At 58.9% G+C, this 15,602-nt stretch carries 8 protein-coding genes; 4 read left to right on the plus strand and 4 right to left on the minus strand.

Annotated features, from left to right (window positions below; translation table 11 throughout):
• Nucleotides 1–15: 15 nt before the first annotated feature.
• Entirely contained in the window at nucleotides 16–1,575 is a 1,560-nt protein-coding gene (locus SINAC_RS07890; protein ID WP_015245158.1) for a hypothetical protein, read from the plus strand.
• Nucleotides 1,576–1,680: 105 nt separating this feature from the next.
• Here the strand turns inward: SINAC_RS07890 and SINAC_RS07895 are convergent, their stop codons facing one another.
• On the minus strand, nucleotides 1,681–5,763 hold the full coding sequence (locus SINAC_RS07895; RefSeq protein ID WP_157579419.1) for a hypothetical protein: 4,083 nt from the start codon (nucleotides 5,761–5,763) through the stop codon (nucleotides 1,681–1,683).
• 888 nt (nucleotides 5,764–6,651) lie between these two features.
• On the opposite strand from SINAC_RS07895, the gene SINAC_RS07900 reads away from it, so the two are divergent.
• Entirely contained in the window at nucleotides 6,652–7,497 is an 846-nt protein-coding gene (locus tag SINAC_RS07900) for a hypothetical protein (protein ID WP_015245160.1), read from the plus strand.
• Between the two features lie 113 nt (nucleotides 7,498–7,610).
• Here the strand turns inward: SINAC_RS07900 and SINAC_RS07905 are convergent, their stop codons facing one another.
• Both SINAC_RS07905 and SINAC_RS07910 read right to left on the minus strand, forming a co-directional pair.
• Entirely contained in the window at nucleotides 7,611–8,750 is a 1,140-nt protein-coding gene (locus SINAC_RS07905) for a hypothetical protein (protein WP_015245161.1), read from the minus strand.
• A gap of 546 nt (nucleotides 8,751–9,296) precedes the next feature.
• Nucleotides 9,297–10,880, minus strand: coding sequence for a M28 family peptidase (locus SINAC_RS07910; RefSeq protein WP_015245162.1), 1,584 nt, complete (start codon nucleotides 10,878–10,880; stop codon nucleotides 9,297–9,299).
• Nucleotides 10,881–10,922: 42 nt separating this feature from the next.
• Between SINAC_RS07910 and SINAC_RS07915 the strand changes: the two genes are divergently transcribed.
• Together SINAC_RS07915 and SINAC_RS07920 are read left to right on the plus strand one after the other, a co-directional pair.
• Entirely contained in the window at nucleotides 10,923–11,225 is a 303-nt protein-coding gene (locus SINAC_RS07915; protein ID WP_020465701.1) for a hypothetical protein, read from the plus strand.
• A gap of 82 nt (nucleotides 11,226–11,307) precedes the next feature.
• A complete protein-coding gene (locus SINAC_RS07920; RefSeq protein ID WP_020465700.1) occupies nucleotides 11,308–12,009 on the plus strand; it encodes an SMI1/KNR4 family protein in 702 nt (233 codons plus the stop codon).
• Between the two features lie 59 nt (nucleotides 12,010–12,068).
• On the opposite strand, the gene SINAC_RS07925 is transcribed toward SINAC_RS07920, so the two are convergent.
• The gene (locus SINAC_RS07925; protein ID WP_020465699.1) at nucleotides 12,069–15,491 is read right to left on the minus strand and encodes a protein kinase domain-containing protein; all 3,423 of its coding nucleotides are present in this window, start codon (nucleotides 15,489–15,491) and stop codon (nucleotides 12,069–12,071) included.
• Nucleotides 15,492–15,602 lie beyond the last annotated feature (111 nt).

Here is a 15,602-nt window from a genome sequence, read left to right on the forward strand (position 1 = left end):
TTGGATCGAAGACCGATGGATCGAGAGAAAGGGAAGGCCATGGCCTCTCGGACGAGGAATAAGTTCGGCTGGTCCACGCTCGCGGTGATCGCGATCGGCATCCACGCCCCCCCCGCCACAGCCGACAGTTCCTCGCCAGCGCCGGCACCGGCCTGGACGCCGCTGGCTCAGGCATTGCGAGCCACCATTGATCAGGGAATTCCCTCGGTCGTGATGGTGACTTCGCGATCGACTTCGGTCTCGGCGGCGACCCGCGATGCCTTGTCGAAAACGCCGGAGATTGCCACGCTTGCGCGGACAATCCAGTTCGCCGAGATGCCTGCCGAATCGTATCCGTCCCAGGTGAAGTCGCTTGGGATCACCAGTTTTCCCACCTTCATCGCCTACCACCGAGGCAGTGAAGGGCTCAAGTCGCTGGGAATGCGCGGCGGGTTCAGTGACGTTCGGCAGATTCTGGCCTGGCTTGAACCGTTGGGTCGGGCCTTTCCCGCGTCTGGCTCCTCGGCGGGCGATTCTACCGTGGTCGATCCGATGATTAAAAAGACGGGCTATCCGGAAGCCTCGGGGCAGGGATATCCGTCGGAGCAGCGGTATTCGCCTCCCTCTGCGCCGCCCAACAAGGTCCCTCCTGCGTCACCACCACCTCAGCAGCCATACTACCCCCCACCGCCTCAACAGCAGCAGTATTACACGCCGCCTCAACAACAGCAGTACTATGCTCCCCCTCAGCAATTCGTCCCGGCGCCGGCGCCCAACTATATTCAGACCCAGACTCCGGCCATGATCGTGCAGCAGGCTCCGCAGCAAATCTACCTGGCTCCGCCTTCGCCTCCCCAGGTGACGGTCGCGATGGCTCCTCCTGCCTTCGCCCCGGTCCAAGTTCCGATGAACGCACCACCGGCTGCCAACATCTTTACACAGCCGATGCAGGCGCCTCAGCCTCAACCGATGCAGGCCCCGCAGCCTCAGCCTGTCATGATGGCGCCGCAGCCTCAGCCTGTCATGATGGCCCCACAGCCTCAGCCTGTCATGATGGCGCCGCAGCCCCAGCCGATGATGGCGCCGCAGCCTCAGCCGATGCAAGCGCCCCAGCAGTTCGTGGCCCAAGCCCCGCAGCAGGTGTCGCAGGCCCCAACGACCGCAATGGTGCTGCAAGCCCCGGGATTGCTGAATAGCATGATCGGCACGATCGGGGAGCATCTTGCACGGCGAAAGAACCCCCGCGTTCAGATGAGCCCAATGCCCACTCTCGCCCAGGCCCCGGTGGCGAATGCCCCGTACGCGCTTGGCCTGGCCCCGGCCGGTTATGGTCAGGCTCCGGGTGCCTATGCCGCGGTGAATGCCTATGCCCCGGCTGGTCCCGCGATGGCCGTGCCCACCCCGGAGAGCACGTCGTTCGCCCCCTGCAACACTTACCATGCCCACTGTAAGTATCACGGAGGCCCCTGCCCTGGTCCCGGCCCCGGTTATGCTCCACCGCCCCAGTACCCGGCTCCCTCACCCCAAGATGACCATTCGTCTCACCAAGGGGGATCGGGCGGTCACGGCTTGTTGAATCTGTTCCACAAGGACTGATGCATCGATCGATCCTCGAACGTTTCATCATTCCTCGAAGCATGTCGCCCTCGTGGCCTCCCCTTTCCGAACGGGTGGGACACGAGGGCGATCGTTTTGATTGGATCAGCGTTCGACGCGGATCTGAATCGAACTGGCCCGCTGGAAGATGACTGCGGGTTCGGGCTCGGGGTCCGGGATCTTATCCGCAGGATCGAGGCGGATGGTCTTGATGCCTTGGGCGATCGCGGCTTCGCGACGCTTATCATCATTCACGTTCGGGTTCTCGGGCGGGATGTTCCGGCTGTTCTCAGTCGACTCGGCCTGGATTAGCACACGATATTCCATTCCCCTCTCGATCTGGTCGAGTGGGATAATTGTCGTATAGACTCCGTCGCCCTTTGTGCGATCGCCGGCCGTCACGCCGTCATCATAAAAGGTCTGGCCGATCGGGTTGATTTGCTCGGTTCCATCACTGATTTTGTAGAGCACGCCTCGGATTGCGGCGCCGAGCACGGAGGTCCCGCCGTAAACCTGCACCTCGATCTTGGCACGCCGATCCATGACTCGCGACAATCCGCGATTGGGCGGGGGCGGGATCAATTCAGGATCGTTGGGCAATTGGACAAGTGCCGAATTTAGCCGGAAGTTTGGCCGCGTTGAGGCGACCGAGAATGTGAAGTTGATCACGTCCGACATGATCGAGCGGTACGTCTGGTCCTTCAGGATCAACGCCCCCGTGTACCAGCCTTCTTCCTTGAACTCCGGGCTGAAGTGGTACACAAGGCATGTCGGTGACGAGAGGTCACGGTCGAGACGCAGCGTAGGCGTATTCACAAGTTGGCCGTTGTCGTTGTAGAGCTTAAGGTCGGGGAGGACCTCGGTCTTGTTTTCCCGGAGTGCCGAGAGGTCGACGCCCGGCAACGGCTTCGAGAATCCGACAATCAACTCAAACTCAGCCTGGATTTGCTTTTTGGGGTCGAACAGAATGTTCTCGGCGTAAAACCGGGGAAGACGGAAGGTCCCGGGTTTCCGCTTTTCCACACCGTTCTCGATCGTGAATGTATCCACTGGGGCCAGCGGATGGTGCTTGATTCGCCCTGTCGCCTTATCGACGACGCCGGGCTCGGCATCTTGCATCCGCTCCATGGCCAGAACAAGGGCACGGCGATCGATCCGACCGGCGAGCGGCTTATCATTCGACTCGAACAGGTCTCTCTCGATGTGATCGAGAAACTCTTCCACGGCCCGAAGGCGAACCATTTGCTTTTTCAGGGCAATGTAGGCGAGTGTCGGTGCGGCCGGCTTTCTTACTGTATTTACGTAGTCGGCGATTGCACTGTCTCTATCCGTTTCTGCCTCACTCTTCTTCTTATTCGTGGTGGTCGATCTGGCGGATGGTTGAGCATCGCAATTGGGAGAGGGGGCGGACTTGAGTGGCTCGGGAATCGAGACCACTCGTCGTTTCTGAGCCTCATGCTCGAAATTCGCGAGAATCAAGTCGATCCGAATTTTTTCCGGGTAGTTGACCCGAAAATCATCGTCGATCCGGGAAATTTCCTGAGGGACTACTACTTTGATCAAAGTGTGGATGTCCTGATTCACTTCACTGGCTTCGGATTTTTTAGACCGTTTTAGCATGCTTTGGAAGCGTTCTTCCATCATTTTGGCCGAATTATTCTTCTTTCGGGATTTTGTCGCGTCTGTGTTATCTGTACTTGCTGGTGGAAGGCCGGGTCTGGATAGCGTCAATGCCTCCAATTGTTCCAGAAATTTGGATTTGTTTATTGCATTATTTTCTTCATTTTGCTTATGCACGGGTACGGCCTGTTCTACATTTTGCTTATGCACAACAAAAAGGTCTGTTTCTGTGAGTTCTTCTTTTAGAAAAATGCCAAGAGAACCTTCATCTTGGTTCAGCACTTTCTTGAGATCCTCAATTCGTCGTGGATCGGCACTGAAGCGTTGATACGCGCTACCAAACCGCTGATACGCATCCTGGAGAATCCTATCCTCATCGTAATCCGGCGCGAGGAATCCTGAGTGGGCCGCAAGGGCGATGTTGAGCGATGACTTAAGATCTTCGAGATAGCCTCGGGCTCTAATCACATGTTCGACAATCGTTGATTTCATTTCAACGCCCGATCCCATACCCGGATTGCGGTCGTTATATCGTTGAATCGTTTTGTACAAGATCTCACATTCATCCGCGAGACCTTTGTCGGTTGATTGATCTTGTCCCAATTCCTCCTGGTCGATGTTGATTTTCGTTCCGTCGAGTGCCTGATTCACGGCTGTGCGGAGCAACGTGATTGCTTCGGGAGCGAGGATGCCGGCTTGATTGAGATCGTATTCGAACTTGTTGGTTTGTTCTAGCCTGCCCTCAGAAGGGCACGGTGCAAGCTCGTTGTTGAAGTACTGGTGCATTCGAGCGAGACGGCTTTGGAGGTCAAGGTAGGGAAATTCGATCGGTGCGCCCACTAGCTTGCCGCTCTGGGTGCCGTTGATGAGCCACCGTTGGGATTTGCGGTGCTTGGTGGATTCGATGTCCGCCCTGGGGCCGCGAATTTCGTCCTGGTGGGGGAGGATGACCCAGGCGCCTGACGCTTGGTCATTCTTGAGCCTTTGCGCGAGGGCACCGACTTCGTCAACGTCGGCGATGGTCGAGATTGAGCCGCCACTACCGATAGCAATATCGCGGAGTTCGGGGGGAACGAAATCCGGTCCGACCATCACGATGTCAAGGCGAACATCGCCTTGGACGATCAACTGTCGTCGGAGCCCTTCGAAGAGCACGCCGATATCGCGAGGGAGGCCGCCGGGCGGGATCAGGAACACAATGTTTTCGAGCCGGTTGCGGCGGATTTGCTGCCCCAGTTCGCTGATGGTCGCTCTGAGTTCGGTCTCGCGCTGAGCGCGGACCTTGTTGCGGTCAGCTAACTCGGCAAGCCGGCGTAATTGCGCATCGCGGGAGCGATTGTAGGTGGGCTTTGCCAGCATCTTACGACGCTCTTCCAGCCGGATCTTCTGGATTTCGGTCGTGAGTAGCTCAATCTTGGCTCTCTCCACGAGTTTCGAGAAGAGGTCGACATATTGATCGCGGAGATCGGTGTAGCGGTAAATACCCGAGAGGCAGAAGACGAAATCCTGGCTGGGGTCGAGTGGGTCCGGGTCGATAATGATCGTGCGCCGGCGGCCGAATCCGGTCGAGGCTGTGCGGCCAGGAATGAATAGGCGGAGGTCGGCGTCGACTTCTCCGAGCGCTGCTAGCCGGCTCTCGATTCCAACGACGCCCAATTCGCCAGCGATATCGACGACGGTGCCGGCCGTTTCCCGATCGAGTTGGATATGTTTCAGAGCCGCTTGATACAAATCTTCATTGATCCGCTTCTCTTCAGACATGGTCGCAGCCTGCATCGCGATGTGTTCCAGATACTGCCTTTCCTCGGAGGTCCACTTCTCGGTAATCGTTGGAGCGTTGGCTGTACCTGACAGGCCCGAGAGGAAGGCGTATAGACCCTGGACGATCTTTCGCTTTCGCGTGCTTTCGTTGTCCTTAGGTGACGCATCGCGGAGTTCCTTTGCCCGATTCTTGGCGAACGTGCCGATCAGTTCAACCAGCGGGTCGAATCGCGGTGGGATCGCCAACTTGACCATTGAAGCCGTGTTTTTGAGAACGCCTTCAATCAGTTCTTTGTGCTCGTCCTTCGATAATTCGACCTGATTCTGTGAGAGTTGCGACTTGAGGAACTTCTCGACCTGGCCCCTCAGCGAAGTAATCGAGGTCAGGGACGTTCCGCCCTTTTTGCCTTTCAGCTTGGCCTGGTATTCCTCGCGGAGTTTACCCATCGCGGCGCGGGTGATGTTATCGATCTTCGACTTACGGTTGTCCACCGCCGTCGTGGCGATCGTGGCCGCCGAGGTTGAGGCGTTCGATGCCCCCTCATCCGCCGTACCATTGGTTGTTACGTTACGATCACGGAAGAATTTATCGACGATCTCCTGGCACGACTGGCGTTGTGCGGGGTCGGGGGCGTGGTCGATGGAGGAGCAAAATCGACCATACCAGCCGTGCCGGTTGCCTTGTGACAGGTAGTTATCCATCAGGCAGCCCGGTCCACCCGGATTTGAGGACGGGCACCCGTGGGGGAAGTTGTATTCATCGACCACGCCGAAGAGGTAATGGCAAACCTCGTGCGCGGCGGTCAAGACGTAGTCCTGTTGCAACTCCTCGGCGAGGGCCTGATAAAACAGCCCGATCTGTCCCGGCCGTCCTTCGATTGCGCCGGCCATCGCCCATCCCGCGCTTGCCGGTTTGCCGGTGAGTGAGAGAACGATGTCGGCTCGCTTTACGTCAGGAACCAAATCGAGCGAGGCGATCTTGAGACGGCCGGCCGTTGCCTTTGACAGTGCGTCACTGACCCGGAGCACGACTGTCCGCACTTTCGCATCTTGTTCACTCGTCGGTTTCTGTGGGGCGCCGATCGCCGCGTCCCCATATCGGCCCTCCGCGAGCGCCGCGTACGTATAGGTGAATCGGATCGACCGCGTCTCCGGGTCATACCGGGCCGGTCCAGCCCAAGCATTGCCCCCACCGATGAGGCCACTCGATATCACCATTCCTACGGATGCGAAGGAGATCATCCTCGATAGCAGGTTTGACATCATCGTCTCCTAAATTTATGTGTGGAAAGGCTCGAATTATTTGTGGCCTACGACTTGTGTCGGTGTCGACGGGAAGAGCAGGTATGCCTGATCGTGATCCCTCGTGGATCACTCGTCCTGATTGCGGACATAACTCACTCGGGTCATCACTAGACTGTCTATCTTGTGTGGATTCCAGATTTTGCGCGAATGAGTTCGGAGAGGCAAACGGATTTTGTTTATAATCCTTAAAGAATGTGCGACATCGATGAGTCTATGAGAACCGCGGTTGGACTTTGAGGCTCGCTTTTGAATCGTGGGATATAATCTCAGGGATTTCGTCGATCTTGGGTTGGCCGTGGACCGTTGGTCTGTCGGCCACAACCTGCCGGGGCCAAGGATACGACCCCTCACCTTTGGACGGACTCGCGACGCAGAAAGGGAGTTTTCACGATGAAGTTCAATACCTCCACGAGACGGTTAAAGGCAGCGGTGAGTCTTGCTGCCCTGTCCGGTTTTTGGTGTGCTGACGGTTATGCCGGCAGCCATAAAAATCAGGCGGCCCAGTTCGTCCCTATCTATCTGCAGCAAGCCCCGGCGGTTCAGGTCTACTCAGCACCAGTGGCCCAGGTGTATGCGGCCCCGGCCGTCCAGATGTATTCAGCCCCGGCTGTTCAGATGTACTCGGCCCCAGCGCCCCAGATGTACTCGGCCCCGGTAGCGCAAGCGTACTCAGCCCCGGCAGCGCAAGCGTATTCGGCTCCGGCAGCGCAAGCGTATTCGGCTCCGGCCGTTCAGATGTACTCGGCCCCAGCGCCCCAGATGTATTCGGCCCCGGCAAACTACTACACGGCATCTGCTATCGCCGCCGGTACGACCACCGTGGGCAATGCCCCAGTGGCGGGTGCGAAGATCAGCGTCGTGGATCGGGAAGACATCCTTGCGGATCTTCGCAGGGAGGCCAAGGAAGGGGCTTCAGACGGAACGATGCGCGAGCGTCGGAAGGCACTCCGAGAATCGGCCCGAACGAAATATGCCGATTCAATCGGTGTCGATGAGTCGGAACTGGGAGATGCCGACAATCAGGATATCGAAATCGTGGTGAATTCGATTCTTAATCCGAACAGCGGTAACGCGATGCAATCCGTCGCGGTGCAGTCGGCTTTGCAGCCGGTCTCTTATCTCCCGTCCTATGCTCCTGTCTACGCACCTCAGCAACCCACGATGCTTGTGCAACCCGTCGTCCCGGCGCAACTCTACGTGCCGGTTCAGCCGAAGCATCACTGGCTTCATAAGTAAGCTGACCATCGCATCTTGTCAGGGAACGAGGCGCGATTCGCCGCCCGGGATGAGTTCGGCTTGTAGCCGTATGAACCTCCCGGGAGACGAGCATGGTTTTCAATTGAACCCACTCAGCGCAAGCGGATCTCCACGATCTTTGCGATCACGCCCGCCTCATTTTCGGGAGCTCGTTCCGTTAAGATGACCTTGCCGGATGCGTCCTGGATGATGAGCATCGCCCTTTCGAGTTTCGGCAACCACTTTCCTTCCGCGTATCGATTGCCGTCGATATATTGACGGAAATTCAACCTCGTCAATTCTGGAGACATTGCGTCGTAAGTGTAGTAAGTGAAATTGAAAAGTTCCTCGGAACGGCGGACATTGTTCCCCCAGAGATTGACCTTATTCTGCAGATACCGACGTCCCGGTTCCACGATAACCGAAACAATAAGCCGGCCCGTGATATCCGGAGCCTCTCGAGGTGACGTGATGGTGATGGGCAGGCGCGGGGGCGTTGCTACAGAAACGACGTGATGTGCCGCGTCCGCGCTCAATTTTCCGGCATTCGTGGATTTTCCTTGAGCCATCAGGGTGAACTCGTAGGTGCCCGCAGGGATTTTCCTGACGAGGAGCATTGATCCCTTTGGTCCTCCCCCGGGCGTCATAAGCTCAAACTTAATGGTGGGCTTCACCACCCAGATGAGATCCTGCTCGTGATCGAAGCGACTTTCTCCCGCGTCGAGGACGAGGTCACTTCCCGGCGCCACGTTCTCCGGGCCTCGGATCATTGCGAGCGGGTTAGCGCCTGGAGAAGCAAGCTCCATGACCGGGGTTGCTCCCGGGTTCACGGCGATGGTCACCTCAATGGAATCCTTCGACGTTTTTAACTGGTAGAGGCTCCCCTCGTCGGGATTTTGCCCCAAGAGCAAGGCACTGAATCGCCGGAGCAAAGGCGGGTTAGTACCGGGGGGCGCTACGTTGTCCGGCTTTCCTTTGGCCGTCACGGTGAACTTGTATTTGAGCGCCGGAAGGTCGCCCTTGACGATCAGAATCGACCGGTTCAGGCCGCCTACGGGTGTTACGACTTCCATCGGGATGCTTGGGGACACTTCCCATTGTAGGTCTTCATCACTCCGGCTATCTCCCGCGTCGATGGCAAAGGTCGTCCCCTTTAATACGGTTACGGACTTCTCGCCCCTAATCTTTGCTACGGGGGTTGCGGCGAAGGTCAAAGTGGGCCATGCTAATAATAGAATGATTAGGCGTTGCATGCAATGGCTCCGGCAAGTGTGTGGATCCCGTCACACGCCAAGGTGAGGGGCTCAAATGATAGCGATGCCCGTGTCATCATGCTATGCCCCGCTTTACTTTGGAGCTGGAGATGTTTTTGTGAAACAAGTTTTTGTGTTATTTGAGTGCGTGGAAGCAATATGGGGGTTGTGCATTTTTTGCTTCGTGGCTCGTTGTTGCCGACATGGCCAAAGCGTGGTGTGTCTTGAGTTAATGTTGGGTACGAGATGCCTTTGCCTCGCCTGGACCATCCGTTAGCCTGGAATTTGCCTTCGCCGTTAGACGGCCATCGGCCGAAATGAACCCCAGGGTTGCATTGGGTGCCTTGTCGCATTCAGGTTCGGTCCCTCCCGAAGACGGACTCCAGGTCGCCGCCCCCGAGGGGGCTCGGGAACGGCCTTCGGCAAGGAGAGGTAGGGCGGGCGCTGGGGAAGACACTGCGAACTGGCTTGAGGATTTGGGAATCACTCGCTCGGCTCAAGCCCGAACCCGGTGTTCGTCACTCGGGTTCGTTGCCACGTGGGGTTTTATTGAGACTCGCCTTTTCTTCGCGCATTCCGATAGGTGGCTGTCTTGGGATTTGTTTCGTCCCACTTTGGCTCGGCGGGGTCCTCGGCAATCATCAGCAACGCTCGGGCGGTCATCCGGTTGACCTTGGCCATGTTCGCGTAGTCGATCTTGTCCCAGTGATCGCTGAGTCCATGATAGTCGGCATAATCAAAAGAGACCGTGAGCGTGTGGGCAGGGACGCCTAGATCGGCCAGGGCTTGATTATCACTCCTGGCGAAGTAGGCATCGCTGTTCCTCGGATGTTTGTAGACCCGGATTCCCTCGGCTTTGCCGGCGGCCTGGAACACGTTTCCAACGGTGGAGAAATCGATCCCGGTCATCGAGGCGGCGGCCACTTGGGGTCCTTCGCTGCTGTCCGTGCGTCCGACCTGTTCCAAGTTGACGTCGGCCACTGTCTTCGCGATCGGAACGAGGGGGTGGCGAGCGTAGTATCGCGACCCGAGCAACCCCTTCTCTTCACCAAAGAATGTCAGGAAAACCAGGCTCCGGCTTGGCCGTTGCTTGAGTTTGGCGAGGGCCGAAGCGACCTCGATGACGGTGACAGTCCCACTACCATCATCGTTTGCGCCGTTGTAGATCCGATCCTCGGCAGCCGAAGGTCGGATTCCGATGTGGTCGTAGTGGGCTGTCAGCAGGACGTAAGTGTTTTTTAAAGTCGGATCCGAGCCGCGTAACAGGCCGGCGACGTTGCGGATTTTGACCGGCCTGAGCGTAGGCTCATCCAGGTGAACGGAGAAATCCAGAGGGGAGGCCCCGATTGGGAGTGAATCAAAAATTTCAGCAAATTTCGAATCGTGGACTTTGATTATGGGAATGTCCAGTCGATTGGCGGCGAGTGCCGCGCGAAGCCCATTCGCGTTCTCAGGATCAATCAATCGCTGACCGTCGAGCCCGGAGGCGTCCTTCGAGTCGCGGCTGATATTGACCACGAGGGCGGGTTTCAAGTCCCGCATGCGCGTGAGGAACTGATTGAATGCGAACAAGGTCGTCGGCCGTCGATCGGTCCCGACTCGTTCGGGATCCGGACATTCGGTCATGACGACTTTCCCTTCAATCTGATCGGTCGTGAGGGCTTCCGTGTTTCGGAAATCGACCTTGAACGAGGGTTTGCTCGTGAGGTCCATCGCCTTCAACCCCGACAGGCTGACCTGATCTTTGCCGAGCGGGATTCGGTCCTCTCCACTCCGCAGTTCAAATGCGAAACTTGGGGCATTCGGCTCAGCGAGTTGCCAGTTCGCCGTCTGAAAATATCCATCGTCGCCGACGGGTTCGAGCCCCGCGCGTCGGAACTGGGCGGCGATGTATTCGGCGGCAAGGTCAAGCCCTCGAGAGGGGGTATCGCGCCCCTCAAGTAAGTCCGATGCCAGGAAGGAGAGATGCCCTTGAAGCGAGTCGGCGGAGATCTGGTCGATCGCTGCGGTTTGGTCCGCCGTGGGTTCAAAGGCTACCGGTGCCTTGTCCTCAGCACCATGGACCCAAATCGCAAAAGTGAGTGCGACGCTCGTAATGAAATATTCGATTCTGAAGACTTTGTCGACCATGTGAGGAGAATCTCTTTCTTCTGGATAGAATCGACTTCCGCGATGATGGCGGGGCAACCCTCCGCGCGGGTTGTGGTCGGAGACCGCGCTACGGTGTTTTCCCGGGACGCGGTGTTGATTATAACGAAGGAATCTTCTTTGCTCGACCTTGTACGTTTCAATGGAGAGAAAGGTGGCCGCCCGAGAGCGACTATCTGCTGGCGATTGCTAAGAAAATCTAAAATTTTGACATTGAATAATGCATTTATGATTTTCGATATGATTTCTCTGCTGGGGATTGCCCTCTCTGCATTCAGCAGATGGCCGATCAAGGCGATCCATTTTATGCTGCTAAAAATTTATTGAAAGGTGGTGATTTTTGATAAATAAGAGACGTGATTGTCTAACGCCTCCGGCCTCGGTCGCCGAGTCGTGGAATCGCATCGAATTGTGGCTCGATGAGCATCTCCCGGCGGTGAAGGCGACCCTCCGTCCCGGGGTCTCGAAGAAGGACCTGGAGAAGTTTGAGAAGGCGATCGGGCAGCAATTACCCGATGATGTTCGGGAGTCGTGGATGATCCATGACGGCCAGGGGTGCCTCCCGGACGACTTCGACACCGAGGAGGTCGAGGACCAGATCCCAGATTTATTGAGCCTTTTCTTTGGGGTGGCCTTGAACCCTCTTATTACCTCAAAGAAGGCGCTTTCCCCTCGCGCTGTCCTTCCCACGTGGACGGATTGGACAGAGCTCATTGAGGGCGGGGAGCCGGGGTCCTACGAGGATATCGAGAAATACTGCTCGTCGTCTCCTGTCGGTGCGATCCAATGCCGCTATTTTCATCGCGGCTGGATTCCCCTGGCCACATGGGTGGACTCCGATTACGTCGGCATTGACTTCGACCCCGGACCCAACGGGGTCGTTGGACAGGTGGTCAACTTCGGCCGGAACGAGGAAAAGAAATACGTGCTGGCGAAAAGCTGGGCGCAGTTCTTGGAGGACTTCGCAGACGAACTTGAAGCGGGTAACTTCGTGATCGACTTTGATCGAGAGTGCGAGGAGTTCCTCATGAAGAATCCGGAGGGTCCTCTCGTTCGGAATTACAAGGCGTGGTCGGAAGCCAAGCTGCCTTACGATTTTCCCGCGCGGTAGACCCGCATCGCGGACGGGCTACGGGGTGGTGAGGTCATCACTACCCCTTGCCTGTGATATCACTGCTTTGTTGTAGGAAAAGTGTGAATGGCGCCTTGCTGATCCATCGACATGCCGGTCTGTATCTCCACGGCGAGGCGGACCTGGTCGACGCTTCCCTCCAAGGGGGGAAGTGGAGCCTGCCAACGCTGTACGATGCCGTCCTTGGTGCCGGTCACCACGCTCCGGCCGTCGGGGTGGAAGATTGCGCAGAGGACGGCATCGGTGTGTCGGAGCGGGGGACCAAGTTGCTGGCCGGATTCGACGTCCCAGAACCGGGCGGTTCCATCGTAGCTCGCCGTCAGGAGCGACCTGCCGTCGGGACTGAAGGTGAGGCTGGTCACTTCGTCGGCATTGCCCCGGATATCGCGAATCAGTAGCCCCTTCGTCAGGTTCCAGATGCCCAGGGTGCCGGCTTGGCAGCCGGTCACGATTCGCGGGCCGAGGGGGTCGAAGGCAACAGCCGTCATCGGGTAACCATGGTCGGGGCGGCGCTCGGGGATGATCTCTTGGTCTCGGGCGATATCCCAGAGCCGTGCGGTTCCATCCCGGCAGGCCAGGAGTAGGGTTTTCCCATCAGGGCTGAAGACCGCCTGACGGATTGGCGAGTTGAGGGACCGGATGATCGGGCGGCCGGATCGCAAGCCGGGCACATCCCAGAGGAGAGCGCTCCGAGGTTGGGCGTCCCAGGTGAGGAGCTGGGTCGAGTTGGGATGATAGACCACTCCGGCCAACGGGAGTGGTTGTTCGACCGTCTTGTGGAGTCGCGTGCCCGTAGCCAGGTCCCAGACCTCGGCACAACCTCGAACGTGGCGTTCGTTGCCCGCCCACCTGGCCACGGCAAAGGTCCGGCGATCGGGGCTGACGGCTGTGGCTTCGATGAAATCGACGATGTCGTAGGTCCGACCTCCATCCTCACTGAGGACCTTGCCGTCAGGCTCGTAACGTCGGCTATCCATCAAGGGCCCCAGGGGATTGCCGTTCAGGTCCCATCGCTGCGATCCTCGGGAACTGCTGGTCAAGAGCGACTGGCCGTCGGGGCTGAATGCCAGGCCATGCACGGCGCTCCCTGCCTTGATCGGAGAGCCGAGGGATCGGAGCCGAGGGACGGCCCAGAGTCGAATGGTTCCGTCATCTTGACCGATTGCCAGGGAGTGGCCATCCGGGTGGAAGGTCAGCCCGGTCACGGCGCTGGAGAGCTTGTAAGTCGGACCGGTGGGACGGAGCGTCGTGGTGTCCCAGATCCGGAGGTATCCCCCGGCGGTGCCCGTCACCATCAGGCGGCCGTCCGGCGAACTCGCCAGCCCGGTCACGCTGCTCCCTTGGGGCGGGAGGTCGGTCACCTGGTCCGTGGCGGTATCCCAGATCCGGAGGCCGCCGTCTCTCGTCCCGGTGACGACCCGCCGGCCGTCGCGGAGAAAAGCGATCATGTGGACCGGGGATTTATGCATCAAGGGTGTGCCGATCTGCCGGCCCGTCTCGACATCCCAACGGACGGCGCGGAGGTCCTTACCCCCGGTCACCAAGGTCCGGCCGTCCGGGCTCAGCGCCAGGGTGTAATACCCTGCCTCGTCGCCATGCCAGAGCGGTTCCCCGATTCGATTGCCCGTAGTTACGTCCCACCATCTCGCAGCGCCATCGTCGCAGCAGGTGACCAGTTTCCGGCCATCCGGGCTGAATGCGAGCCCCCAGATCACGTGCTCCGAGGGGTGGGACAAGGATGGTCCCGTGCGTGTCCGACGCTCCAGGTCCCAGAAGGACGCGTTCCCCTCCTCGACCGTCACCACCATCCGGCCATCGCGAGGGTTGAGAGCGACGCGGCTCACCCACTGATCCTCTCGAATCTCGGCGGGCTTCAGCGGGGCTCCCGATTCTCGGCCGGAGTCCGTGTCCCAGGTCCGAATGTTGCGGTCCTTTCCAACCGAGACGAGGGTGCGGCCGTCACGACTGAAGGCCAGATCCAGGATCGGACCCGAGTTCTGGACCGTCCAGCGAGGCTGACTGAACTGACCGGCCCAGTCGGCCAGGTTGATGCGAGTCGCCCGGTCGAGTCCGTGAATCGCGGCCCCCTCGGCCAGTTCCAGGCTCCGGGCCATCCATAAGAGGCCGTGGCCGACCTCGCCTCGGCTGCAGAGGTCCAGGCCATGGTTGAGCGCCAGTTCCGTCTGGCCCTCAATGGCCTTACGGCCGAGCTGTTCGGCTTCCACCTTGGCAGCGGCCTGCGCAGTCGCTTCGTACTCGGCGCGTCTCCATTGCCAGGCGATCAAGATGAAACTGAGAATGGTGACGGCCACCGTTGCGGCGGAGAGGAGAGCGACGGCCGGTCGTCGTCGCGACCACTTCCAACAACGGTCGACCCATCCTGTCGGCCGGGCCATGATCGCACGGCCATCCAGGTAACGCTCGAGGTCTTCGGCCAATTGAGCGGCGCTCGCATAGCGCCGACGCGGCTCTTTCTGGAGGCACTTCAGGCAAATCGTTTCCAGGTCGCGGGGTACGGCGGGTTGCAGCCTTCGCGGTGCGATCGGCTCGCGTGAGAGGACTTGCTCGAGGGTTCCCAAGACCGAGGGCGACTGGAAGGCTGGCCGCCCGGTCAGCATCGTGTAGAGAATTCCGCCCAGTCCGTAGACGTCCGAAACCGGGCCGGCGAGTCGTCCTTGGCCGTCCGCCTGCTCCGGGGCCATGTATTCGGGCGTCCCTACCAACTGTCCGCCCAGTGTGTCGAGACCGGAGCCGGTCACCAGCTTGGCCACCCCGAAGTCACAGAGCTTGAGCCGGCCGTCGGCGGTCAAAAGCACATTCGACGGCTTGAGGTCTCGATGCACGATTCCCTGGCCGTGGGCGTAATGGACCGCGTGGGCCAGGGTCAAGAGCCATTGCGCGGCGAGGGCGGGCGATTGAGGATTGCCGGCGAGTCGACTGCCGAGGTTTCCACCGTCGACGAATTCCAGCGTGAGATAAGGGCAAGGAGGCCCCAGATCGTTCGCTCGCCACTCTCCAAGTTCGAAGATCTGTATAATATTAGGATGCTGGAGCCGAGCGACCGCCTCGGCCTCAGCGCGGAAACGGGTCCGATTCTCCTCGCGGGCGAATTCGCCCCCGAGAAGCATCTTGAGAGCAACCACTCGCCGGAGTTCCGAATGCCGAGCCTGGTAGACAATCCCCATCGCGCCTCGGCCCAACTCCGAGAGAACCTCGTAGGACCCAAGGCGGGTCGGGAGCGTCATCGGCGATGAAGGCTGGTAAGGCATACCATTCAGCGCGGACAACCCCCGCAAGGAAGCAACGACGGCGTCGGGCTCGCCATCGAGTTCCTTCAAGGCCGCCTCGCAGCGGCCGCAACGTTCCAGGTGCTCGGCGATTGCCTCCAGATCCTCCTCCGGGAGTCGACCGAGATTGAACTCAGAAAGACGGGATCTGGACGGGCAGGCAATGGGCGGCATCGGTCGGTCGTCTCCCCTCCCCTTTTGGTTGTGCAAGAAGCCGCATCCTGTAGAGAATAAGTCGTCGAGCGTGAATCGATTTTACCCGACAGCCTGAGAACGAACCCCGTC

Source organism: Singulisphaera acidiphila DSM 18658, from assembly GCF_000242455.2.
Taxonomy (GTDB): domain Bacteria; phylum Planctomycetota; class Planctomycetia; order Isosphaerales; family Isosphaeraceae; genus Singulisphaera; species Singulisphaera acidiphila.

Coding starts and splice junctions, on each gene's coding strand:
- SINAC_RS07890 (WP_015245158.1), top strand. CDS start 16: ATGGATCGAGAGAAAGGGAAGGCCATGGCCTCTCGGACGAGGAATAAG.
- SINAC_RS07900 (WP_015245160.1), top strand. CDS start 6,652: ATGAAGTTCAATACCTCCACGAGACGGTTAAAGGCAGCGGTGAGTCTT.
- SINAC_RS07905 (WP_015245161.1), bottom strand. CDS start 8,750: ATGCAACGCCTAATCATTCTATTATTAGCATGGCCCACTTTGACCTTC.
- SINAC_RS07910 (WP_015245162.1), bottom strand. CDS start 10,880: ATGGTCGACAAAGTCTTCAGAATCGAATATTTCATTACGAGCGTCGCA.
- SINAC_RS07915 (WP_020465701.1), top strand. CDS start 10,923: ATGATGGCGGGGCAACCCTCCGCGCGGGTTGTGGTCGGAGACCGCGCT.
- SINAC_RS07925 (WP_020465699.1), bottom strand. CDS start 15,491: ATGCCGCCCATTGCCTGCCCGTCCAGATCCCGTCTTTCTGAGTTCAAT.